15 protein-coding genes and 1 pseudogene are annotated in these 24372 nt (G+C 62.9%); 4 read left to right on the top strand and 12 right to left on the bottom strand.

Annotated elements, in window-relative coordinates; genetic code table 11:
* Positions 1–74: 74 nt before the first annotated feature.
* On the top strand, positions 75–641 hold the full coding sequence (locus EB235_RS21760) for a DUF3299 domain-containing protein (RefSeq protein WP_027028989.1): 567 nt from the start codon (positions 75–77) through the stop codon (positions 639–641).
* Positions 642–647: 6 nt separating this feature from the next.
* On the opposite strand, the gene EB235_RS21755 is transcribed toward EB235_RS21760, so the two are convergent.
* The 4 genes from EB235_RS21755 to EB235_RS21740 form a co-directional block, all read right to left on the bottom strand.
* Positions 648–1139 carry an Lrp/AsnC family transcriptional regulator gene (locus EB235_RS21755; protein ID WP_006205209.1) on the bottom strand — a complete coding sequence of 164 codons (492 nt, stop codon included), beginning with the start codon at positions 1137–1139 and terminating at the stop codon, positions 648–650.
* A 108-nt stretch (positions 1140–1247) separates the two neighbouring features.
* On the bottom strand, positions 1248–1922 hold the full coding sequence (locus EB235_RS21750) for a uracil-DNA glycosylase family protein (protein ID WP_027028990.1): 675 nt from the start codon (positions 1920–1922) through the stop codon (positions 1248–1250).
* Positions 1862–2473 (bottom strand): glutathione S-transferase, encoded by a 612-nt coding sequence (locus EB235_RS21745; protein ID WP_027028991.1) that lies wholly within the window; start codon positions 2471–2473, stop codon positions 1862–1864. The genes EB235_RS21750 and EB235_RS21745 overlap by 61 nt, the downstream gene beginning before the upstream one ends.
* A 34-nt stretch (positions 2474–2507) precedes the next feature.
* On the bottom strand, positions 2508–3128 hold the full coding sequence (locus EB235_RS21740) for a thermonuclease family protein (RefSeq protein WP_027028992.1): 621 nt from the start codon (positions 3126–3128) through the stop codon (positions 2508–2510).
* 76 nt (positions 3129–3204) lie between these two features.
* Here EB235_RS21740 and EB235_RS21735 point away from each other — a divergent pair, with 76 nt between their 5' ends.
* The gene (locus EB235_RS21735) at positions 3205–4725 is read left to right on the top strand and encodes a sensor histidine kinase (RefSeq protein WP_027028993.1); all 1521 of its coding nucleotides are present in this window, start codon (positions 3205–3207) and stop codon (positions 4723–4725) included.
* 34 nt (positions 4726–4759) lie between these two features.
* Here the strand turns inward: EB235_RS21735 and EB235_RS21730 are convergent, their stop codons facing one another.
* Positions 4760–5758, bottom strand: coding sequence for a nicotinate-nucleotide--dimethylbenzimidazole phosphoribosyltransferase (locus EB235_RS21730; RefSeq protein WP_027028994.1), 999 nt, complete (start codon positions 5756–5758; stop codon positions 4760–4762).
* A gap of 197 nt (positions 5759–5955) precedes the next feature.
* Here EB235_RS21730 and EB235_RS21725 point away from each other — a divergent pair, with 197 nt between their 5' ends.
* Positions 5956–6186 carry a DUF1289 domain-containing protein gene (locus EB235_RS21725; RefSeq protein ID WP_010909481.1) on the top strand — a complete coding sequence of 77 codons (231 nt, stop codon included), beginning with the start codon at positions 5956–5958 and terminating at the stop codon, positions 6184–6186.
* A gap of 73 nt (positions 6187–6259) precedes the next feature.
* Entirely contained in the window at positions 6260–6964 is a 705-nt protein-coding gene (locus EB235_RS21720) for a TIGR02281 family clan AA aspartic protease (RefSeq protein ID WP_027028995.1), read from the top strand.
* 2 nt (positions 6965–6966) lie between these two features.
* On the opposite strand, the gene dusA is transcribed toward EB235_RS21720, so the two are convergent.
* The 7 genes and pseudogenes from dusA to EB235_RS21685 all read right to left on the bottom strand — a co-directional run bounded on the left by dusA (position 6967) and on the right by EB235_RS21685 (position 24193).
* Complete coding sequence (gene dusA, locus EB235_RS21715; RefSeq protein WP_027028996.1) at positions 6967–7965, bottom strand: tRNA dihydrouridine(20/20a) synthase DusA; 999 nt, start codon at positions 7963–7965, stop codon at positions 6967–6969.
* Between the two features lie 196 nt (positions 7966–8161).
* Positions 8162–8353, bottom strand: coding sequence for a hypothetical protein (locus EB235_RS21710; RefSeq protein ID WP_027028997.1), 192 nt, complete (start codon positions 8351–8353; stop codon positions 8162–8164).
* A pseudogene (locus EB235_RS21705) lies at positions 8281–8606 on the bottom strand (transposase); the annotation flags it as partial. The pseudogene EB235_RS21705 and the gene EB235_RS21710, both read right to left, overlap by 73 nt.
* A gap of 127 nt (positions 8607–8733) precedes the next feature.
* A complete protein-coding gene (locus EB235_RS21700) occupies positions 8734–9333 on the bottom strand; it encodes an invasion associated locus B family protein (RefSeq protein ID WP_032925358.1) in 600 nt (199 codons plus the stop codon).
* Positions 9334–9353: 20 nt separating this feature from the next.
* Complete coding sequence (locus EB235_RS21695) at positions 9354–21095, bottom strand: hypothetical protein (protein ID WP_171878151.1); 11742 nt, start codon at positions 21093–21095, stop codon at positions 9354–9356.
* A 657-nt stretch (positions 21096–21752) separates the two neighbouring features.
* Entirely contained in the window at positions 21753–23552 is a 1800-nt protein-coding gene (locus EB235_RS21690) for an ATP-binding response regulator (protein ID WP_051429573.1), read from the bottom strand.
* Complete coding sequence (locus EB235_RS21685; protein WP_080680714.1) at positions 23549–24193, bottom strand: response regulator transcription factor; 645 nt, start codon at positions 24191–24193, stop codon at positions 23549–23551. The genes EB235_RS21690 and EB235_RS21685 overlap by 4 nt, the downstream gene beginning before the upstream one ends.
* Positions 24194–24372: the final 179 nt, after the last annotated feature.

Genomic DNA, 24372 nt, shown 5'->3' with positions numbered 1-24372 from the left:
GCCGACATGTGATGCGGCTCGAGCATTGACGCCATTGGCAGCGGCGTCTTTACTCCCAGGCAAAGGAAGCGGCCATGGGCATCCACCTGAAATCAATCCTGGCGCTCGCGACCGCGCTAAACGCATCCGCTGCCGTTGCCTCGGCCGAGACCATGCACATCTTCTGGAAGGATTTGCGCCCGGCGACGCAGGCGGTTGCCGAAGACGTCGGCATGCCGATGATCGCGGCAAAATTGCCCGATCATGGCGAGACGCTGTCGCTCATTTTGCAGGATAAGATCATACAATTAGCCGGCTATGCATTGCCGGTCGATCGCGACGGCGACCTCGTCTATCAGTTCCTGCTGGTGCCATGGACGGGCGCGTGCAGCCACATGCCGACGCCGCCGCCTAACCAGATCGTGCTGGTCACGCCTGCCCAGCCCTACAAGATGTCGCAAGCCTACCAGCCGGTTGCCGTTACCGGCGCCCTGAATCCGGACATGGAAAAGAGTCAGCTGTTCATTCTCGACGGCGTCAGCGTCATCCAGTCCGGTTACACCGTGCGCAAGGCGGAGGTGGTCGAGGTGGATACCGTACCCGACACCGTCATCCTGCCGGTGAACTCGCCCTGGAGTTTCCTCAACAAGAAGAAAAAATGACCGCACTCAAGCCGCGTTGGCCCCCGATTCCTTGTCCAGCACCATGTAGTCGAGCGGGATTTCGGTCGTGTACTTGATCTGCTCCATGGCGAAGGACGATGACACGTCACGGATTTCGATCTTGGCGATCAGCCGCTTGTAGAAGGCATCGTAGGCGGCGATATCGGGCACCACCACGCGCAGCAGGTAGTCGACGTCACCGCTCATGCGATAGAACTCGACCACCTCTGGAAACTCCTGGATGACCTCGGAAAACCGCCGCAGCCATTCGTGGCTGTGGGAATTGGTGCGGATCGAGACGAAGACGGTGACCCTTACATTGACCTTCTCATGGTCGAGAATGGCGACACGCCGCTTGATGACGCCCTCCTCCTCGAGCTTCTGGATGCGGCGCCAGCAAGGCGTCGTCGACAGGCCGACTTTCTTGGCGACATCGGCCACCGCAAGTGTCGCGTCCTCCTGCAGGAGGCGGAGAATTTTTCGGTCAAGGCGGTCCATGGGAAGGCTCCTGGGGAATAGTTTGTCTATGATCCCTCTTATTCGAGGCTTTCACAAGAAAGAAATTCTGCCAATCGCCTCTAAAGCGAGTGATTTCTTGCTGAATGCCTAGCCGATGCGATAGCGGATTTCCGAGCGAAGGAAAGGCAGCAAATCCATTTCAAACCATGGATTCTGCTTCAACCAGCCGCTGTTGCGCCAGGACGGATGCGGCAGCGGCAGCACTTTCGCACCGACCGAACTCTCCCAGATGGCGCGCCAGTCCATTACGGTTTCCGTCAGCGAGGGCCGGCGCGCAGCACCCATATGCCAGGACTGCGCATAGATGCCGATCGTCAGCACCAGGTCTATTCGCGGCATCAGCGCCATCAAAGGCACGCGCCAGGCCGGCGCGCATTCGCGCCGCGGCGGCAGGTCACCGCCCTTGGCGTCCTGGCCGGGAAAGCAGAAGCCCATCGGCACGATGGCGAACTTTGCGATGTCGTAGAATTCGTCGCTGGTGACATCAAGCCAGCTGCGCAAGCGGTCACCGGAGGCATCGGTGAACGGCATGCCCGACAGGTGCACCTTGCTTCCCGGCGCCTGGCTAGCAATAAGGATGCGGGCACTGGACGAGGGCCGCAGCACCGGCCGCGGCTCATGCGGCAGCGGTTTGCCGATCGGGTTTTCGACGCAGATGCGGCAGGCCCGGATCGTCGCGGCAAAACTGTCCAGTTCCATACTCAAGCGGCGGCACTCGGCCGGCTGGAGATCGCCTGATACCAGCGCAGCACATTGGTGCAATCCTCCGGCACCCTGATCCGCGCCGGCTTCATGAAGTCGATCGCGATCAGGCCGGTAATATCGGCGATCGAATAGCTGTCGCCGGCGGCGAATTCCCGGTTCGCCAGCTCGCCGTCGAGAATTTTCAAGAACTCCACCGCCTTCGCCTTGTTGGCCTCGCCCCATTCGGGGATCTGCGGGATTTCCCATTCCTTCATCGCTGGATGGATGTGGCGAAAGGCCTGCGCGACGCAACTGAGCAGGTTGAACTCCATCCGCCGCTGCCACATCTCGACCTGTGCCTTGCCAAGCGCGCCGCGTCCAAACAGGGCCGGCTCCGGATGCAACTCCTCGAAATAGCGGCAGATAGCGACGGATTCAGTGATGATGGTGCCGTCGTCAAGTTCCAGCACCGGCAGGCGTTGCAAAGGGTTGCGCGCACTCACCGTTTGGCTCTTGTGCTCCAGCGCCCCCATGTCGATGGACACCAGTGGAACCGTAATCCCCTTCTCGGCTAGGAAAACGCGAACCCGCCGCGGATTGGGTGCCCGGCCACCGTCAAAGAGCTTCATTTCGATCCTCCTCTTCCCTCACAGGCGATGCGCTTCACCAAAAGCGAAAAATCTCCCGCACAGCATCGCCGATCGACGCCAGCGTGCCGTGCTTTCGCTCCACGACGTCGCCATGATGGCTGTTGCGCCAGTCCTGCGGCTGGTCGAACGTGCCCGCCCAGATACCGACTTTTGCCGCGCGAGCACTCGCTTCTTCGCGGTCGAAGTCGCCATAGGCAACGGCCCAGCCCGCCTCGACCTGGGCGCGGTTGAGGTCGGTGTCGCCGGCCTTGCAGTCGGCCAGCAACCGGCGATAGCGATCCCGCTGCCAACCGCTGCAGGTGACCGGCCTGCCAGCGATCAGGCGCACCAGCGACTGGCGCGCCAGCGTGCCACAGGCATAATCGATGCCGTTCCTGCGGCAGGTCTGTGTGTATTCCGGGGCATCGATGCCGCGCATGCGAATGCGCTCGGTGCCGAGCGTGATTGAATCGCCGTCATTGATGATGGCCGCGCCTTGCGTTTGCCGCGTCTCCACGCGGTCGAGGCGCGCCGCCAGCAGCATCAGCAGCCCCAGAATGATCGCTGTAAGCCCATAATCCAGAAGCCGCCGCCAAGCGGTCCTGGGCGCCGCCACGTAGGGCCGGCGCGACCTCGGTGACCATGAACGGCTCATATGGCAAACGGTTGGTTAATCATTCGAACGTAGCTTAACACCTTGAAACCGCTGCACGTATAAATTGAAGTTTTTGATGCCCTTGCAACGCTCGAACACAGCGGACAAGTTCATTGTGGACCGCAGGAAACGGCATCGCAACAGCGATGTCGCGCGCGCGGTGCGCAAGACGCGCGACCGTCTTTCTCAGCAGGCAGGCAATCCCGATTTCGACCGCGAACTGCTGAAACTCCACGCCCGCGCCATGACAAACGGCGCCGTGGTCATCCCGTTGCTCGTGCTGGCGATCGCCGCTGCCGGCCGGCTCGCCGGTGTCGGCAACGAGATCGGGCTTTGGGCGTTGTTCACGCTCACCTGCTATACGATCGTCACCTTCATGGCGCGGCGCATCGAACGTACGGAAGCGTCCGAGCTCAACCCCTTGCAAACGCGACGGGAATTCCTGGTTGGCCATTTCCTGTGCGGCCTCGGCTGGGCCTGGTTCGTCTTGCTGGGCTGCGGCGCCTGCGAGGTCGACCAGTTCCAGGTGGTCAAGGCGGTGGTGCTGCTGTTTGCCATGGCCGGCACGGCCCTGATGGCCTCATCGCTCAGCGGAGCGCTGCTGGCAACCTTTGCCGTACCGGTGGCGCTCTACGCCTATGTCGGCACCAGGCTGTGGATGCCGGTTGAGGTGATCATGGCAGGGCTGCTTGTCTTGTCGCTGCCTTTCTTCGCCTATGTCGCCCGTCACCTCAACCGCTCCTCGCTGATGCTGCTGTCGTTCCGCTCCGAAAAGGATGCGCTGATCGCTGAACTGGAGACGGCGAAATCGATGTCGGACGAGGCGCGGCGGCGCGCCGAGGACGCCAATCTGGCGAAGTCGCGTTTCCTCGCTTCGATGAGCCATGAACTGCGCACGCCGCTCAACGCCATTCTCGGCTTTTCCGAGGTGATGTCGAACGAGGTGCTGGGACCGATGAACAACCCCACCTATCGCGACTATGCGCACGACGTGCACGAATCCGGCCAGCATCTGCTCGACCTGATCAACGAGATCCTCGACCTGTCGCGCATCGAGGCCGGCCGCTACCAGCTCAATGAAGAGCCGGTGCTGTTGCTGAACATCGTCGAGGATTGCTGCCACATGATGGAATTGAAGGCGCGCAACAAGGATATCCGCGTCGTCCAGGATTTCGAGCACGAATTGCCGCGCCTGTTCGCCGACGAACGCGCCGTGCGGCAGATCACGCTCAACCTTTTGTCCAACGCCATCAAATTCACCGCCACCGGCGGCGAAATCCGCGTGCGCGTCGGCTGGACGGCGGGCGGCGGGCAATACATCTCGATCAAGGACAATGGCCCCGGCATTCCCGAGGACGAGATCCCGGTGGTGCTCTCGGCCTTCGGCCAGGGGTCGATCGCCATCAAGAGCGCCGAACAAGGCACCGGGCTTGGCCTGCCGATCGTGCAGGGGCTGCTTGCCATGCATGGCGGTGAGTTCGAGCTTCATTCCAAGCTGCGCGAAGGCACCGAGGCAATCGCCATCTTCCCGCTAAGCCGGGTGATGGAAGAGCTGCCGGCGCTGCCGACCGCGGCAGTGGCAGCGAGAAGGCGGTAGCCGACCTCGTCAGCGCCCTCTGTGTGCCTCGTGCCTAACCTCGAACAGCTGCCGCCATGCCTGAACTGGTCAGCGCGGCTGCCTTGACCAGGCCTGCCGCCAGAGCAGCCCCTGCCCCTTCGCCATGGCTTATGCCGAGATCGAGCAACGGACGCAAAGCTAGCAGCTCGGCGGCCTTTGCATGCGCCGGCTCCGGCGACAGGCTGGCGAGAAAACAATGCTCTAGCGATGCGGGATTAGCGGCATAAAGCACTGCCGCGGCAGCAATTGCCGCAAAGCCGTCGAGCAGCACGGGAATCTTTTGCATCCGCGCGGCGAGGATGGCGCCGGCTATCGCCGCGAACTCGCGGCCGCCGACCCGGCGCAGCGCTTCCAGCGGGTCTTCGAGATGGCCACGGTGAAAGGCCAGCGCCGCGTCGACCACTTCCGCCTTGCGGGCCTGCATCGCGGCGTCCGCGCCGGATCCCGGGCCGACCCAATCGGCACCTCTGCCCCCAAACAGCGCGGCGAGCAGCGCGGCGGCGACGGTGGAATTGCCGACGCCGAGATCGCCGAGGCACAGCAGGTCGGTTCCGCCGGCAATCGCTTCCATGCCGAAGGCCATGGTGGCCGCGCACCCGCGCTCATCGAGCGCGGCATCCTCGGTGATGTCGCCGGTCGGGATATGCAGGGCAAGATCGAACACTTTCAGCCCGAGATCATTGGCGATGCAGATCTGGTTGATCGCAGCACCGCCGGCCGCGCACAGCTCGACCGCGTTGGCGGTTGCCGCCACCGGTCGCGGCGAAATGCCGTGACGGGTCACGCCGTGATTGCCGGCAAAGACCGCCATTAGCGGTCTTGTCACGGCGGGTGGAGCACGTCCGCTCCAGGCGGCCAGCCAGGCCGCCATGTCCTCGATGCGGCCAAGCGAATGCTCAGGCTTGTCGGCCTTGGCAAACAGCGAGCGCACCCGCGCCTCGGCTGCCGTGTCGGCCGGCGGCAAATTGGCCAGCAGGTTGCGAAAATCATCGAAAGGCAGCGCGCTGGTCATGTCTGAGCAATCATTCCTGGAACCGGTGAGCGGCATAGCCGCCTTGGGCGATCGGCACAACCTCTGGGATGATCCTTCTCGGATTGCCGCAAAGGCGGCCTGGGAAGGCGCAATCGCGAGGGCTTGCATTGGCTTTGCGGTTGCACCATGTGGAGATGGAACGCGGGATTCCGGATGGAAACCCTCAAGAGAAAGTCATGACGGCCATCGAATCCCCATGCATCCTGGTCTGTTCGATCGACATGAAAACCGGCTTCTGCTTCGGTTGCGGCCGCACGCGCGAGGAAATCGGCGCCTGGATGGGAATGACGCCGGAAACACGCCGCAATGTCATGGCTGAATTGCCAGCCCGGCTGGAGACGGTCGAACGCCGGCCGCGCCGGGAAACGCGCCGCACGCGCATGGCGCGCGAACGCGACGCACTCTAACTCTTTATTTTAACGCAATTCCTGTGGGAAAACCGCTTCACACTTTTCCTGGAATTGCTCTAGCGAGGCACGGATGAGCAGCCGGCTGTTCTGGATTGTGATGGTGGTGATCGGCGTGGCAGCAATCTTGCTCATGCTCAACGATTCCGCCGGCAGCACGCTTGGCATCGAGAATTACGATTTTGGCCGGCTGGTCTGGCTTGGCGCGTTCGGCGCCCTCATCGGCGCCGGCCTGTTGCGGTCAGCTCCGTTGGGTGTGATGGCCCGCAACCTCGGCGCTTGGGCCGCAATCGTGCTGGCGCTGATCGCCGGCTACCAGTATCGCTACGAGCTGCAGGACGTCGCCAGCCGGGTGACCGCGGGCCTGGTGCCCGGCAGTCCGCTGGCGCTTGGCGTCGAAGACGGCCACGCCACCGTGACCCTGGACAAGGCCGACAATGGCCATTTCGAAGCGCGCATCCTGGTCAACGGCAATCCGGTACAAGCCGTTGTCGACACCGGCGCGACCAGCACCGTGCTGACGTCGGAAGACGCGCAGGCAGCCGGGTTCAACCCAGCCGCGCTCAACTACACCATACCGGTCTCCACGGCCAACGGCATGGCACGTGCCGCAGCGGTCAAAACGGACGCGGTGGCGATCGGCGGTATCGTGCGCAAGGACATGTCGGTGATGGTTGCCGCGCCGGGCATGCTGAGCCAAAGCCTGCTTGGCATGAATTTCATCGGCTCGCTGTCGGGTTTCGACGTGCGCGGCGACCGGATGATCCTCAGGGACTGAGGTCAGGCCGCTTCGGCGGCCCTTCCGCCAAAATCGACGGCCGCGAAAGCCGTCTTCAGCACGTCGGGCCCGGCACCGGGCCGGTTTGCGTCGGTCGACAGGATCTGGCGGTAGCGGCGCGCACCCGGCAATCCGTGGAACAGTCCGACCATATGGCGGGTGACATGGCCGAGCCGGCCACCCTGCTCGATATGGCGTGCCGCATAATCCGCCATCGTGTCGATCAGCGCGGCGAAATCGAACGCCTCGGATGGGGCGCCGTAGAAGGCGGCATCCGCCCCCGCCAGAATGCCTGGCGTGTGATAAGCAGCACGGCCAAGCATGGCGCCGTCGACGTGATCAAGATGCGCCCGCGCCTCTTCAAGCGACTGAATGCCGCCATTGATGCCAATGAATTCGTTTGGTTTTCTGGCCTTCAGCCGATAGACCCTGTTGTAGTCGAGCGGCGGGATATCGCGGTTTTCCTTGGGGCTCAGCCCTTCCAGCCACGCCTTGCGCGCATGCACCCACAAGGCGTCGGCGCCGGCGTTGAAGACCCCGTCCGCCAGCGCATCGAGCGCCGGCTCGGGATCCTGTTCGTCGACGCCGATGCGGCATTTGACGGTGACGGGAATCGTCACGGATGCTTTCATTGCCGCGACACAGTTCGCGACAAGGTCGGGCACCTTCATCAGGCAGGCGCCGAACGTGCCCGACTGGACGCGATCGGACGGACAGCCGACATTGAGATTGATCTCGTTATAGCCGAACGCCTCGCCGATGCGCGCCGCCTCGGCAAGTTTTGCCGGATCGGAGCCGCCGAGCTGCAGGGCGAGCGGATGCTCCTCAACGTCGAAACCAAGCAGCCGATCGCGCGCGCCGTGAATGACCGCGTCGGCCACCACCATCTCGGTATAGAGCAACGCACGGCTCGTCAGCTGGCGATGGAAGAACCGGCAATGCCGGTCCGTCCAGTCCATCATGGGCGCTATGGCCACTCTATGACCTTGATTTTTCATCATTTTTTCTTCAACATCAAATCGTTAGAACCTGCCGAGTGCACACGAATTTACGCCAGAATACGACCCTTTTCGCCACGTTTCGATCTCTCACTGCACACGGAGCGCACACGAAAAAATGGCCACTTACACAAAGCTCTCGTCCGGTTCCTGGCGTGTCCAAGTCCGTCGCAAAGGTCGGCACGTCAGCGAAACCTTCCTACGCCGAGACGATGCACGACGATCGGCAACCGACGCCGAGCGCCAGGTCGATCGCGGTGAGACGCCGACCAAGTCCCGTACAGCGCGCCTGAAGACCTTCGGCGAACTCATCGACCTTCATATCGACGACATGTGCGATGTAGGCAAGTCCCCTCGCCGCTCCGAGGCCGCGGCCCTCGATATGCTCCAAAGACTCCCGTCGCTTCCCATGGCGTGAATGATCACCGCGACCTTGGGCGCCACAGCGACACAGGCCTTGCGATGACAGGAGCGTTTGGCGATCTCTCGGCCCAGATCTAGACCTTGTTCTTGCCCTTGAAGCGTCCCATCAGACAGGATGCCGCCTCGTAGAACGCGCGCCGCACCTCCGCGTCGCCGGCCTTCGAGATGCGGCCCTGAAAGTCGATCGAGGTACCGGACCGGCAGCGCCGCGAGGCGCAACCAGCCGGGGCGCATGATGTGGGCATAACCGAGAGCATGAGCCAAAGCGCTTCCCGATGCTGGCGAAAGTCCTATCCTTTCGCACCGTGCTGAAGATTTAGGCTCACGAGTTGTATTAAATCGCCATGATCATTGCTTGGCAAAATCGTCCAAAGCGCGGGCCAGGCCTTTGAAAGAGATAGGTACCGTCGCGTCCTGTCCATTGCCGGTCTTGAAAGTCATCTCGCCCATGGCCGACAGCGCACGCCACTTCTCAAGCACTCCGTCAGTCATCTGCAAGCTGGCAAAGCACCCGGTTGGCAGGCAGCGCGTATAGGCGACCTCAACCGGTTGAGCTTCAGACTTGTCGGCGGAAATGCGAATTGTGCTGGGCAATGAGATGCTCACGGGCACGACGGCCGTGAAATACAAGGGCGCGTCTTGTGTCAGTTTGCCAAATGCAATCTGAGCGAAAGGCGCAGACTGGCCTTGCACCATGATGTTCTGCACGACTTCGCAGTTCTTCCTGCCAGGCTGGCCCTGAGCCGCCTCCGTCAGACCGCACCGCACCACCCAGTCGCCGAAGGTGGCGGTGGTCAGGTCAGGTGCGCCCGCAACCGCAGTGGCGTCGGCGGGCGCTGGCGGCTGATCCGTAGTCTGGGCTGGCGTCGCTGCCACAGCATCCTGTAGCGCAGGCGTTGCCGCCAGCGCCATCAGAGCCGGAACGAGCAACACAAGTTTCTTGAGCATAAATCCAGACTCCAGACATCTCACCAGTTCACCTGCAGACCCAGCGTTCCGTTATAGGTCGGAGAAACCCCTTTGCTCAGATCGCCGCTGAAATTGCCGAAGATCGCGGCGCTGTCGCCGAGGGACAGTTTCGATCCGAGACTGAGGCGAAGCGAGTCTTTGGCAACTGACCCGCCATTCGTGACGAAGTCATACCCAGGTGCCGCCAGGAAGGCGGCATCAACCGAACGGTCGGACAAGAATTCATGTCGCCAGGCGGCACGAACCCAGCCTGCCCACTGTACGGAGTCAGTGAGATTGGCTTGCGATTTGACTTGCAGGCCAAGGAAGCCAGGCAACGAGTTGATGGTACGGTCGGCGAAGCTGAGGCCAAGGGCGCTGGGCGCGCCGCCAACTGTCTCGCTGTAGGGATCGGAATGTATGGATTGGAATTGCATTCCGGCAAACGGCGTCAATTCAATCGCGCCCGAAGTCAGCTTGTAGCCGGTTTCGAGACTGGTGCTGAACAAGCGGCTGTTGAAGCTCCCATCCACGGTCTCCGACATTCCAGGGATCTGAACTGCGCCGCCCAGCTGCTGCAAGGTGACGCCCGGTATCGAGACAGCGCGCTGCGTGGATATGTCATAGAACGCCAGGCCAAGGCTGCCCGTCGCATAGAAGGCATTGTCCTGGTAGGTGGTGTAGACCGCGAAATGCCCGTCACCCTTGCTGCGGCCAGACGTTAAACGATCAGGTGTGTCGAAGCTGCTGTTGCCGTAACCCGCCGCCAACCCCATCAACCAGTTTTCATTCGGCTGATAGTCGAGGCCGACTGCAACGCCACCGGTACGGTCGGTCGATGCGGCTGAGCCTACACCGGCATCCGCCGCCGACTCACCATATCCGCCAAAGGCCGCCACCCAGGCGCGGTAGATGGGACTGCTGACCGGCATGCCGATATCAGCCGGCGCACCACTTTTGGCAGGCTTGGTCGGGAAGTAGCCAAGTGGGATGGAGGCGGTGTCCTGAAGGACCGTCGTGCCGGCATTGTCGTTCGATATCCAGCCCCTGGTGCGCTGAAACACCGTCGACAGGAAGGCATCGTTGGCATCGAAGGTCATCTGCTGGAAACCGGAAGTGCCCGAGCCCGACAGGGAATCATAGGCTTTGCCGAGTGCCGCCGTATCGGGCTGGAAAAACAGCAGGGTCGCGATCGGGGCGAAGGCCGGCGAGGTCTGATCCGTCTGGATCATGTTCACCGCATTGCCGACAGAATGCTGATTGTCGGTCAATCCTTGCGGGGAATAGTCGATCCTGTAGCTGATATCGATGTCTGTATCCGGAACGGCCGGGTAGGTCAGCGCATACGTAGCAACCGCCGTGTTGGGCGCCACAAGATTGATGCCGTGATGCGTTTCGCCCAAGTCAGCCGAAACGATCGTGATCTCATGCGTGCCGGGCTTGGCCTTTGCCGCATTGATGGCCGGGTTAAGCAGATTGATCGAAATGTCGCCGGCAACAGAAGCCGAGCCTGTGAGGTTCAGGCGGTCCGCGGTGATCGAGGCAAGATCGAGATCGACAGCATGGATGCCCACCGCCGATTGCGTAAAGTCGCCCGTCAGCTGCGTCGTCTGGACGAAGTTCAATCCGCCCAGGGAAGACAGGCCGTCATTGCTGTACAAGCCACCGCCCAGATCAACATTTACGCCCAGGTCGAAGACACCCTTGGCCTGGTTGTGGAAGCTGTTGTCACCGTCTTGCAGGTCAACCGAGCCCATCACCAGGCCTGCGTTTTCGATCGCGTCATCGCCGCCTGTTCCGCGTATGGCATAGCCGTTGATGCCAGACACGGTTTGCGCCGTCGTCGCATTGGGCGCGAGATAAGACAGCGTGGCATTGATTGCATCCACGGAAACGAAATCGCCTGTAACCTTTTCGACCGCGGTGACGACGCCGTCATTGTTGACCGTGTTGGTCGCGCCGTCGAGAATCTGAAGGCCCGTGCCATTTCCAAGTCCGCCTACGATGAGGCTCGTTGTCGTTGCCGACGGATTGAAGATGTTGACGGTGATATCGCCATTGCCGTCGGCCGCGCTGCTTTGTGCCAGCATGGCAATGCTGTTGTTGCCGGTAGCAATCAGGTTTCCGGTCTGGTTGAAGATGGTGGCTGCCGCTAGGCCCGCGCCACCAGCGCTGCTGGAAAAGCGCAATGCGCCAAACGTCTGGGGCTGCGCGAAGAGCCTGGCGAACATCTGCGGAGCCTGCGTTTCGCTGACGCCCACGGCGCCACCGCCGCCACCGACCGATTGCGAGTAGATGGCGATCGCGTTGTCGCCATTCATGATGATGGAGCCCGCGGTGTTGGTCACAGTGACGATGCCGCCATTGCCGGTGCCGCCCGATTGGGACTCCACCGCTCCAGCGCCGCCGCCGGCTTTGACCAGGCCGCCGCCGCCGCCCACGGATTGGGCGAAAATGCCGATCGAGTTGTCGCCGTTGATGGTGATCGAGCCGGTGTTGGAGACTGTCACCGCGCCGCCCTTGCCCTCGGCGCCGGTGTCACCACCAATGGCGATCGGCACCTCCGAGATACCGAGCGCCGAGGCCGCCGTTCCGCCGCCGCCGCCCACCGACTGCGCCATGATGCCAAGCGAATTTTCGCCATTCAGCACGATCATGCCGTCATTGGTTACCTTGACGTCGCTGCCATCGCCGGCCGCACCGCCATTGCCACCCAGCGTCACGCTCACGCCGAGCGGATTGGTAAGAGGTGTTGCCACGGAAATGGCCGAGCCGCCATTGCCGCCGCCGCCGCCCACTGACTGCGCAAAGATCGCGGTCGAATTAGCTGCGTTGGTAACGATCGATGCATCGGCATGATTGGTCACCGTGACCGTGCCGCCATTACCGCCGGCACCGCCGCTGCCGCCTACCGTCACACCTTCCGCAGGCAGGATTGGTACAGCCTGAATGCTGAAGCTTCCGGCGTTGGCACCATTGCCACCGCCACCGCCGACGGATTGAGCGAAGATGGCCTGCGAGGACGCGCCATCGGTCTGCAACATGTCATAATTGTCGACGATGACCGCACCGCCATCACCGCCTGTAGCGCCCTTGCCACCAACGCTGTTCGAGACGCCGATGGGCGAACCAGCATAGGCCGCGCCGCCATTGCCACCGCCGCCGCCGATCGACTGCGCGAAGATTGCGTTGGACAGGATGCCCTTGGTCCAGATCTGGCCGCCCTTGTTGTTGGTGACCGTGACCGTCCCGCCCGCTCCCGTCGAGCCGCCGCCGCCGCCGACCGCGACCATGCCGTAGGCATTGCCGCCCTCGCCGCCGCCGCCGCCCACCGACTGGGCGTAAATGCCGTCGGCCTTGTCGCCCGAAGTAAGAAGGAGCCCCGAGTTGGTGACATTGACAGCACCACCGGTACCAGCATTGCCGCCCGCACCGCCCACCGAGACAAGCAGCGAAGCTCCAACCGTCATGGCGCCCGTGTCGGCGCCCTTGCCGCCAGCCGCGCCGCCGCCGCCGCCGATCGACTGGGCGCGGATCGCATCCGCTCCAGCGCCAGCCGTCTTGACCTGCGCCGTATTGGTGACGTCGACCTGGCCACCATCTCCCGAAGCGCCGCCCGCCCCGCCAACCGACACAGCCGACAGGAATGTGCTGCCGCCGGTGCCGCCGCTGCCGCCCACGCTTTGCGCATAGATGCCAATGGAGCCCAGAGCCTGCGTTTCGATCATGCCGTCATTGAGGACAGTGACATGGCCGCCTTTGCCCGACGATCCGCCGCCGCCGCCGATTGCGACTGCTGCAGCTAGCGTGTTGCTCCCGCCATTGCCGCCGCCACCGCCAATCGATTGAGCCAGAATGCCGTAGGAGACGAAGCCCTTGGTGAGGATCGTCGAGCCCGTGGTGTTCTCCACCTTGACTTCGCCGCCGGTACCAGCCGAGCCGCCCCAGCCGCCGACCGTAATGCCCGTGAGACCAACGGCGCCGCCATTGCCGCCGCCGCCACCCAGCGACTGCGCGACGATGCCGTTGGAAAACAGCCCGTCGGTCTCAATATGAGCGGCGTTTACCACATGCGTGTAGTCGCCGTTTCCTTTGACCTCTCCGCCAGACTTCGACAACACATTGCCGCCGACCGCGATCAGGCCGCCGGCCGCGCCGCCATCGCCGCCGCCGCCGCCGATCGACTGGGCAAGAATGCCATCGGAAAACGCACCCTTGGTCCAGATGTCCGCGCCGACCTTGTTTTCGACATCGACAGTGCCTCCGTCGCCGGCCGCATTGCCCATGCCGCCAAGGGACACGAGGCCGAACAGGCCGGCGGCCGACTTGCCGCCATCGCCGCCGCCACCGCCAATCGACTGCGCCATGATGCCGTGCGAGAAAAAGGCGCCCGACGTGGTGATCGCGCCTTCGTTGGTGACGCTCACGGCCTTGGCATCGCCTGCCGAACCGCCGGTGCCGCCGATGGCAACATTGCCCAGCGACTGCACGAAACCGGAAGTGCTGTTGAAAGTAGTGCCGGCAATGATGGCGATATCGGTCGGGTTCAGCGGGATCGGCAGCGGATTGGCGTAGAGGCCGTCGGTGCCAACGATCGCGTTACCGCCCGATCCGCCACCGCCGCCGATCGACTGCGCCACGATGCCGGAAGACATCATATCCATCGTCGTAATGAAGCTGTGGTTGATGACCGTGACGGTGTTTGCGTCATTGCCCGAGCCGCCGAAGCCGCCGACATTCACCTGTACGTTGACGCCCTCGGTGCCCTTTTCAGGCGATTTGCAGGATTTGATCAGATGAACGTCCACGATTGCCAGGGGATCGAACGTACAAGCGCTGCCTGCCTGGAGCGAGATGGTGTTGGCGTTGCCGCCATTGCCGCCGCCGCCGCCGATGGACTGCGCGAAGATGCCGTTTGAACCGACGCCATGGGTGATGATGCCGCCGGTCTGTTCGACGAATACCGCACCGGAATAGTTGCCGTCGCCACCCAGGCCGCCGACAGATACGGCGACGTTGACCGGACGTCCGGTCTCGGCGTTCCCTGCTGTCAGAAGGCCGGTAACAGCGCCGCCACCATTGCCGCCGCCGCCGCCGATGGACTGCGCCAGAATGCCATGGGCCGCCGGTCCGTATGTCTCGATCGCGCCGTCATTGGTGACCGAGACCTTGTCGGAGAAACCACCGGAGCCGCCGAAGCCGCCCATGGTGAGACCCATGTTCAGGCTGGTCTTTTCGCTGATGAAGCCGACGGCGCCGGAGATCGCAAGGCCGCCATTGCCGCCGCCGCCGCCAATCGACTGGGCGAGGATGCCCGACGCATCGCGGCCGGTCACCACCTGCACGGTGGTTGGCAAGCCGAACGCGGTCAGCGTGTCGTTGGTCACGTGAAGACCTGTCAGGCTAGACAGCTGTTGCGCGAGCTCGATGGTCGTCCGCGAGCCGGTCGTGATGTTGCCGGTGTTGTTCACAACCACTTCGCCAGACTGGCTGCCAGCGCCGCCGAAGCCGCCCACGGAAGCCTTGATCTGCTTGCCGTCGGCCCCGGAGAACCCGCCAGTCACGGACAGGCCGCCATTGCCGCCGCTGCCGCCGATCGATTGCGCCATGATGCCGTCCGAGCCGTCGCCCAGCGTTTTTATGTCGCCGACATGCGTCACATCGACCTTGACAGCCTTGCCGCCATTGCCGCCCGCACCGCCCGATGATGCACCGATGGCGACGCTTGTCTGGCAGTCGGTGCAAAGGTCGAGGGTGGCGGCGACGCTGATCCCGCCATTGCCGCCGCCACTGCCGATCGACTGTGCGAGAATGCCAACCGCGTGATTGCCTTCGGTCGTAATGTCACCTGTGGAATTCACCGTGACGGCGCCCGCGTCGTTGCCGCTGCCGCCGAAGCCACCCAGGGACGCTGCAAGCGAAAGACCCTTGGAGTCACCGGTGATGGTGCCGGCGAAGCTGAAACCGCCGTCGCCGCCGCCGCCGCCGATCGACTGCGCCAGAATACCGTTCGAACCGTCACCATGGGTGAGGATATTGTCGACGCTGGTCACGTCGACGCTGCTTGCCGTGTTGCCGGTGCCGCCGAATCCGCCAACGCTGAGCGCCAGCGTCGCCTTGGATTCGATCGAGCCGGCCAAACTTCCGGAGAAGCCGCCATTGCCGCCCTTGCCGCCGATCGATTGTGCCTCGATGCCGTTCGAGCTCTGGCCCTTGGTTTCGATGGAAACACCGGTGATCGTCTGGCCGACATTGTTGTTGACCACGACAGCATTGCCCTTGCCGCCCTTGCCGCCGAACCCGCCGACGGAAGCCGAAATCCCGGCCGTGCCGATCGTGAAGGTGCCGCTCAGCGAAGCGCCGCCATTGCCGCCGCCGCCGCCGATCGACTGTGCCAGTATACCGTTGGACTGTGTGCCTTCGGTCAGGAACCGGCCCGTGCTGTTGACCGTAACCGTGCCGGCGTCGCCGCCGCCCGCCCCGATGCCGCCGACACTGAAGGCACCGGCGAATTCACCGCCGGCAGCGGCAGCCAGGGAAAAGCCGCCATTGCCACCACCACCGCCGATCGACTGGGCGGAGATGCCGTTCGAGAAATTGCCCTTGGTGTAATAGTTCTGCACCGATGTGACGTCGACATTGCCGCCGGTACCGGCCCCACCGCCAAAACCGCCCACCGATGCGGAAATGCCCGCACTTGCATCAGCGAATGTGACGGCTGCGGAGAACCCGCCATTGCCGCCGCCGCCGCCGATCGATTGGGCGAGCAGGCCGTCGGAGCGGTCGCCGTGGGTTTCGATGCGGTAGCCGAAATTGGACAGCACGGAGGACGCATCGGGACTGTCGTTGGTCGCGACACCGTATTCGGTGACCGAGACGTCGCCGCCATTGCCGCCGCCTGCGCCAAAGCCGCCGACCGACAGGCCAACCGCAGGAGCTTCGAGGCTACCACCCGCGCTGATCGAGAAGCCGCCATTGCCGCCGCCGCCGCCAAGCGACTGTGCAACGACACCGCGGGAATCATTACCCTCGGTCAGGATCTGGCCGAGGCTGTGGACAGTGACTTTCTCTGCCTTGCCACCTGTCGAGCCGAAACCACCCACCGATGCGCTGCCACCGATCTGGCTGCCGGCGCCGAGTGCACCCGAGAAGCCGCCATTGCCGCCGCCGCCGCCGATCGACTGCGCGAGGATCGCGTTCGCAAAACTGCCCTTGGTATGAATGTTCTGGTCCGAAAACACGTCCACAGTGGACGCATCGCCGCCACCGCTCAAAGCGAAGCCGCCGACCGAAACGCCGACGCCGCCATCGCCACCCACGCCACCCGCGACCGAGAACCCGCCATTGCCGCCGCCGCCGCCAAGCGACTGTGCAAGGATGCCGTTCGAACGGTCGCCAAGCGTTTCATAAGTCCAACCCTGGACGGTATTATAGGTTGTCTTGGTGATCGCGTTGTTGCTGTAGTCGTATCCGGTAGTGACTGTTACCTTGTCGGCGTTGCCACCGCCTGCGCCAAAGCCGCCGACGGAAACGCCAACTCCAACCGTGCCGCCAAAGGCGCCGGATACCGAAAACCCGCCATTGCCACCACCGCCGCCGATCGACTGCGCCAAGATGCCGTTGGAATCGTTGCCCTTTGTAAATGTTTCTCCATAGGCATTGACCGTGGCGGACATCGCATCACCGCCTTCCGATCCGAAACCGCCCACCGACGCCGAGCCGCCAAACTCGGCGCCGCCGGCGAAGCCAGCCGAGAAGCCGCCATTACCGCCACCGCCGCCGATCGATTGGGCGAGCACGCCATTCGAATTGTTGCCCTTGGTCAGGATGTTGTGGGAGCTGTCTGCTTCAGCATCGCCACCCTTGCCGCCCGCGCTGCCGAAGCCGCCGATGGAAACACCGATGCCTGCGCCCGTGGCGCTCACGCCCGCGGCGACGGAAAAACCGCCATTGCCGCCGCCGCCGCCGATCGATTGGGCGAGCACGCCGTTGGAATTGTTGCCATCGGTTTCGAGCGTGATCTGGCCGCCATCCTGGATGGATGTAGGTGACGGGTTCTTGATGTTGTTGTCCGAGCCTAGATGATCCAGCGCATAGGCTTCCGCCTTGACGCTCGAGGCATCGCCGCCTGTTCCGCTGAAACCGCCCACCGACACGCCGATGCCTGCGGGGCCGATATTGACCGCCGCCGCCGCCGAAAAACCGCCATTGCCGCCACCGCCGCCGATCGACTGCGCCGCGACACCGTTGGAGTTGCTGCCGGCGGTGAAGATCGTGCCGGTGTTCTTGGCGTTGGCGATGCCGGCCTTCTGGCCGTTGCCGCCCTTGCCGCCGACAGAGACTGCCGCCGCCGCGCCGATGTCCTCGATCGAAGCGGAGAGTGCAGCCGACACGGCAAAGCCGCCATTGCCGCCGCCGCCGCCGATCGACTGCGCGAGGATGCCGGACGAGTTGTCGTAGAGCGTGCTGATGTTGCCGGCGTTGGTGACGTCGACGCGGCCGGCCGTGCCGCCCTGTCCGCCGGTGCCACCGACGGACACACCGATGCCCAGCGCGCCGCCGGCCGAAAGCGATCCGGCAAAGCCGCCATTGCCGCCGCCGCCGCCGATCGACTGGGCGAGGATGCCATAGGAATTGTTGCCGGTCAGGATGTTGAGGCTGCTGTCGCGATTGCCGGTGGCAATGTTGCCGACCGAATCCACAGTCACGGACGAAGCGTTGCCGCCGCCGGCAGCGCTGCCGCCGACCGCGACGCCGACACTGCCGCCGCCGCCGGCGGCGAAGCCGACCGTCGATCCACCGTTGCCGCCGCCGCCGCCGAGGGATTGCGCAACGATACCGGAAGACTGTGAACCATACGTCGTGATGTTTCCGTTGTTCGTTACCTTGACGATGTCGGCGTTGCCGCCACCGGCACCTTTGCCGCCGACGCCGACGGCCGCAGCGCCGGCAGACCCCAAGGCGCCCGAGCCGGCAAAGCCGCCATTGCCGCCGCCGCCGCCGATCGATTGCGCGACAAGGCCGTTGGACTGCTGGCCGTAAGTGACAATGTTGCCAATGCTTTTCAGCTCGGCCTGGGCGCCGTTGCTGGCCGCGCCGCCATTGCCGCCAACCGCGGCCGAGCCTGAGAACCCAGCCGAACCCGAGAGCGCCACGCTGACGCCGCCATTGCCGCCGCCGCCGCCGATCGATTGGACAATGATGGCGTTCGACAGATTTCCGACGGTCGTGATGTTGCCGTTGCTGTAGGCGTGGGCATTCGCGGCAGTGCCGCCATATCCGCCCTGACCACCCAGCGTGACGGCGACTGAACCGGACCCAAAGCCCCCGGCAAGACTGCCGGAGAAGCCGCCATTGCCGCCGCCGCCGCCGATGGACTGCGCCACGACGCCTGACGAATTGTCGCCCAGGGTGAAGATGTTATCGACCGGGCTGCCGTTCCAGCCGCTTTCGACATAGGCCGTGCTGGCATTGCCGCCGCCGTTGCCGCTGCCGCCGAGCGAAAGGCCGAAGGCTGCGCCACCACCCAGGCTCAAGGATCCTGCAAAGCCGCCATTGCCACCGCCGCCGCCTAGAGACTGGGCCACGATGCCCGACGAATTCTTGCCGGTGGTGACGGTGTTCCAGTTTCCGGCATAGCCGGAGACCGACAGATTGTGGCCGGCGCCATCGGTGGTGACCAGAACCGAGCCTGCATTCTGACCCTTTCCGCCCGTGCCGCCGACAGCGACATTGGCTGAAATGCTCGCGGACAGGCCACCTGCAACGGAGTTGCCGCCATTGCCGCCGCCGCCGCCGATGGATTGGCCCAGAACAGCGATCGAATCGTCGCCCGCCGTGTGAACGCTGCCTGACGACTTTACCGTCACGGCCGCGGCCGTGCCGCCCGTTGCACCCGAACCGCCGACGCCGACATTGATCGTGGCCGCGCCGATGCTGCCCGCCACCGCCAGGCCGCCATTGCCGCCGCCACCGCCGATCGATTGCGCCGAAATGCCGAGCGAATTATTGCCCGTGGTCGATATGTCACTCAGACTGTCGACGTCGACGGTCGAAGCGTTGCCGCCCTTGCCGCCATTGCCACCGACACCGACTGAAACCGCAATGCCCGTGCCAACGCCCGCCGCAACGGCCGTGCCGCCGCTACCACCGCCGCCACCGATCGACTGGGCAAGGATGCCCGATGAACTGATGCCACCGGTGTTGATCGAACCTTTGGTCTGCACCAAAACGTCGGCGGCATTACCGCCGGCGTTGCCGCCGCCGCCAACACCCACCGAGAGGTTGAAAGGCAATCCTATACCGACGCTGCCGGCAACGGCAAAACCGCCATTGCCGCCACCGCCACCGACCGATTGCGCAATGATGGCGCTCGATGTGTCGCCGTGGGTGGTGATGTCGTAGGATGATGCCTGCGAGGCATTGATGTTGTCACGCAGAACCTTGACGCTGTTGCCGTTGCCCGCCATGCCGCCATTGCCGCCGACCGCCACCGCGACCGGGCTGACCGCAACCGCATTGCCGCCATTGCCGCCGCCGCCGCCGATCGACTGTGCCAGGATGCCGACCGAGCTTTTGGAGCCTGCATTGATGCCGGTCTCGATGCTGCCGCCGTTCGTCACCGTCACGGTGCCGGCATCGGCCGCATCACCGCCGCTGCCGCCATAGGCAAACAGACCGCCAGACGAACCGCCATTGCCGCCGCCGCCGCCGATGGACTGCGCCAGGATACCGTTTGCCAACGAAGAGTAGGATTTCAGCGTGCCTGTGTTGGTCACGCTCACATTACCGCCTGTCGTGGTGCCCGAACCGTCACCGCCGAAGGAAATCGCGCCGCCGGATGAGCCGCCATTGCCGCCGCCGCCGCCAATCGACTGCGCGATGATGACGTTGGCGCCGAGGCCTCGGGTCGTGATGTTGCCGGCGTTGGTGACGGACACCGTGCCGCCACCGCCACCGCCGCTCCCGGAACCACCCAAGGCTACAGCGCCTGCAGCGGTGCCGCCGTCGCCGCCACCGCCGCCGATCGACTGCGCGATGATGCCGTAGGCGTAGTCGCCAAAGGTGTCGATGCTGCCATTGGCGTTGACTGTGGCGTTTCCACCAGCCCCGCCGGTGCTGCCATTGCTGGCGCCCGAATAGAACAGTCCAAATCCACCCTGGCCGCCGCCGCCGCCACCGCCCATGCTGCGCGCGGCAATGCCAAAGCCATAATCGCCGGAGGTCGTGATGCTGGTGCCGGCCAGCGTTTGCGCGAAAGCCGAGCCTGCCTGGGCCGCGCCACCGCCGTCGCCTGTGACGAAAACGGCGCCGCCACCGTGGCCGGCATTGCCGCCATTGCCGCCCTGGCTGAATGCGGAAACGCCGATATTGCCCTGACCGGTGGTGACCAGCGATCCGCCGTTGAAGCTCGCTGTCGCCGAGCCGCCATTGCCGCCGGTGCCGCCGCTGCCTGCGGAGCCGCCGATGCCCTTGAAGTCGCCGCCATTCCCACCGTTGCCGCCCAACGACTGCGCAAGGATGCCGCCGGCATTTCCGCTGACAATAATGCCTTCGAAATTGACGAGCACCTGGCCGCCATTGGCGCCATTGCCGCCGTCGCCCCCGCTGCCGAACACATAGGCGTTGGAGCCGTTAGAACCGGCGGATCCCGCCGATGAGCCCACCACCGCAGCCTGCGCGCGGTTCGTGCCGACGGCGTATGTTCCCGTGTTGGCATTGATGGTGACCTGCGGTCCATTGTTGCCGGTTGCGCCGGCCACAGCGTTACCGGGCGGATTGCACGTTCCCAAGTTCGTTGTGGTCGTGTGCCCATGACCATCGTCCGTTGTCTGCGTGACGGGCGCGCACGTCTGCGCGCCATTGGAGTCCGTTCCAAAGGTGCATTGGCCTGTGCAGGTGTAGGCCTGATCCGAGGGGTTATTGGGACTGCTGGCGACACCGGTCAACGAAATGAACGTCGTTCCGTTGGTGACGTTGTGCACCTCGATATCGTTGATTGCGGGCGTCGTTCGGGAGATGGACGCCGGGATATCTGTGACGCAGGTCGTGGTGGTTCCCGCATCCGAACACGCGGCTCGCGCCTCGTCGCGCGGTCCGGCAATGAAAATTAGCGGCAGCGCAAGGAGAGCAGGCACACATAGCAGGATCAGCTGTCGGCGCCAGAATTGCAGCGCAACAAGCACGCAAGACACGAAAGCACCCATATCCACGCCCGCCAACTCACCGGATTTCGCCGGAGATCCCCCGTACAAACGTGACCCTGGCTTGCCCCAAGCCGGCAGGGTCCGTTCCTTGACGTAAGGTTAAAGCAGGAAAGGCAATCTGAAAGATACCCCTCAAAATTGACTGTTTCCATGGCCAATTCGCACTGCGCGGTCGCAATATCCGACACTATAAATGGGCCGACACTGCCCATTTCAGACCTGGCAGGTGCTTGCCTTGGGGCGATCCGGGAGATCGCCACTTTTCATGGCATGAGCAATTGCCAGAGCCAGGCGCTCGCCCGAAACGGGTTTGTGCAAGACCGGCAGGCCGCTGGCCTGTGCTTCCAGCAAAGGTCCTGGCGCCGTCTCGCCTGTGATAATCAGAGCGGGCACTTCCTCGCTAATGTTATCCCGAATTTGTTTGATAGCCGCGATACCGTTGACGGGATCGCGCAAACGCAGATCGCTGATGATGAGATCGGGCTTTTTGCTGGCACAATAGGATTTTGCCTCTTCGACCGAGCCAACTGCCGTGCAGACGAGCCCCCACTGTTCAAGCAGAATTGACATCCCTCGCCTCACCGACTCGTCATCATCGACCACCAGCACTTGGCTTCCCGAATTCACAACGACTTCCACGACGTTGGCACCATCTTCCGCTGGCGGGGTAGAATCGACTTTGGGAATGATCAGCCTAAACATGCTGCCTCGTCCCAAGACGGAGTTCATGGTCAAGCTGGCGTTGATAGACTCGGCCAAGCGCCCCGCGATGGAAAGACCGAGGCCGAGGCCCTTGCGGCGATCACGCTCTGGATTTCCGACCTGATAGAACTCCTTGAAAATGTCCGAATGATCCTTCTGGTCTATCCCAATGCCAGTGTCCCAAACTTCGATCGCCAAATCGTGATTTCGCTTGCGGCATGCGACAAGCACCCCGCCATCGTTCGTGTATCGAATGGCATTGGATATAAGGTTTCGCAGGATCAGTTCGACAATGGCTGGGTCCGAATAGCCGACCAATTCGGTGTCTCTCGTCCGGTAGGATAGATGTTTTTCATCGGCTCGCGGCGCGAGTTCGGTTTCAATGCCGCCGAAAATGTCCTGAACGGCGAACGCCTTGATCCGCGGCTTGACCACGCCCGCCTCGAGGCGCGAAAAATCCAGCAGCGTGTCCAGCATCTCGGAGGTCGCCTTGGCTGCCGAGCGGGCATCGTCAATGGCCTGTTTCTGATCGGACCGTGGATTGCGAAGGTTTAAAACTTCCAGAAACAGCCCGAGTGCATGAATCGGTTGACGCAAATCGTGGCTCGCCGCGGCAATGAAGCGCGATTTTGCGATGTTTGCTTCAAGGACTTCGGAATAGGCAGTCTTCGATTTTTCAGCCTCGATGCGCAGGTTGCGCGTCAGTTCGAGGTTTTCAAACCTCAGACGAATGGATTGCATCGTGGCTATGCTGCTGTTGCGCGCCAGCAAAGTCATAGCCAGCAAATACGGCAACGCGCACAGTGCCAGCGCCGCGAAGGAACGATCGTGCATTGTCAGGAATCGCGGAACGAGCACACTTAAATCGACAAGGGCATAAGTCACAAAAACTGGCAGTACCGGCGACATGAGCGGCACCGCGCCACCCACGATGCCCGTCAAAACCGCCACGATCAGGATGGCTTGCGTCGGCGTGGCGGAGTTTAGCGAAATCCATGACAGCAAGGTCCACGCTAGCGCGTCGAGCCCATGGATGAGCATCAGCCTTGCCACCTCGTAGTTGAGCCCTGAATGCTCGAAGACTTTTGTGCGCTGCCTGCCTGCATCGAACATTTGAAAAAGCTTGCAGGCCACGACACCCGCCAACCAAAAGCTCAGGGCAATTTCCATATCCGGCTTGCGAAGTGCGAAGAACAAGATGACCGCGACGCTGATAGCTGGAACGACGGTCAACCCAACAAGATCGTAGATCAGTTTGATCTGCTCGATACGAGTGCGCACATAAAGGTCGTCAGCCGAATCCGCGGTCACCTGATCAGGCCTGTCCTCTGCGCATTGAACACGGCTGCAGACCTGCTGTTCACGCCCAGGATCTTGAAAATCGACTGTACATGGCCGCGCACGGTGAATTCAGAGAGATTGACCTGCTTGGCGATGCGCTTGTTGGACAAACCTTGACGCATGAGGTTCAGCACTTGCAGTTGCCTGGCGGACAAGGGTTGTTTTGCTGACAAGCCGGTATTGGCAGGTTCTGCAGATACACCCAATACGTCGGCGACGACGTCCAACAGGATGCGTCCGCCGCTGGATTTGCTCACGTAGCCAGCAGCACCGAGGGCCAGCGCCCTGTCTTTTGTCTCAGGCCGGTCATCCGCCGAAACGACGATAACCGGACTGAGTGGCCACCTGGCTCGGAGCTCCTGAAAAGAATCCAGGCCGTTTGCTTCATTCAAAATGACATCGAGAAGGATCAGGTCGGGATCGCTAAAGCCAATCGCCAACGCTTCATTAAGCGTTTCGGCTTCTGTCACGGAAAATCCTGCGAAATGACTTTCGAGGATCAATCTCAGGCCGGAACGAAACAAGCCATGATCATCGACAATGAGGACATGACTGGCCAGTGATGATGCGGATAGACGGTCCGATCTGCTAACCAAAGCTTTTCCCCACATATCAATTGCAGGCCTCTGAGTAGCCTACTCGTCCGCCCGCGCACGGCAGAGTGGGATCGGACTGGCGGCCATGAGCAAAAGTCACTGCGCAAGACCCTTCTGATCTGGAAGTTCGTCGTTTCCGGTATGAATTTCTTAGCGTCTGCGCGGATTTCGCGCGCGTTGCCGGGCTCATTCGT

It is taken from the genome of Mesorhizobium loti R88b, assembly GCF_013170845.1.
Taxonomy (GTDB): domain Bacteria; phylum Pseudomonadota; class Alphaproteobacteria; order Rhizobiales; family Rhizobiaceae; genus Mesorhizobium; species Mesorhizobium loti_B.
Note: the sequence above shows the minus strand (reverse complement) of the source record. Positions and strands in the feature narration are given on the sequence as shown.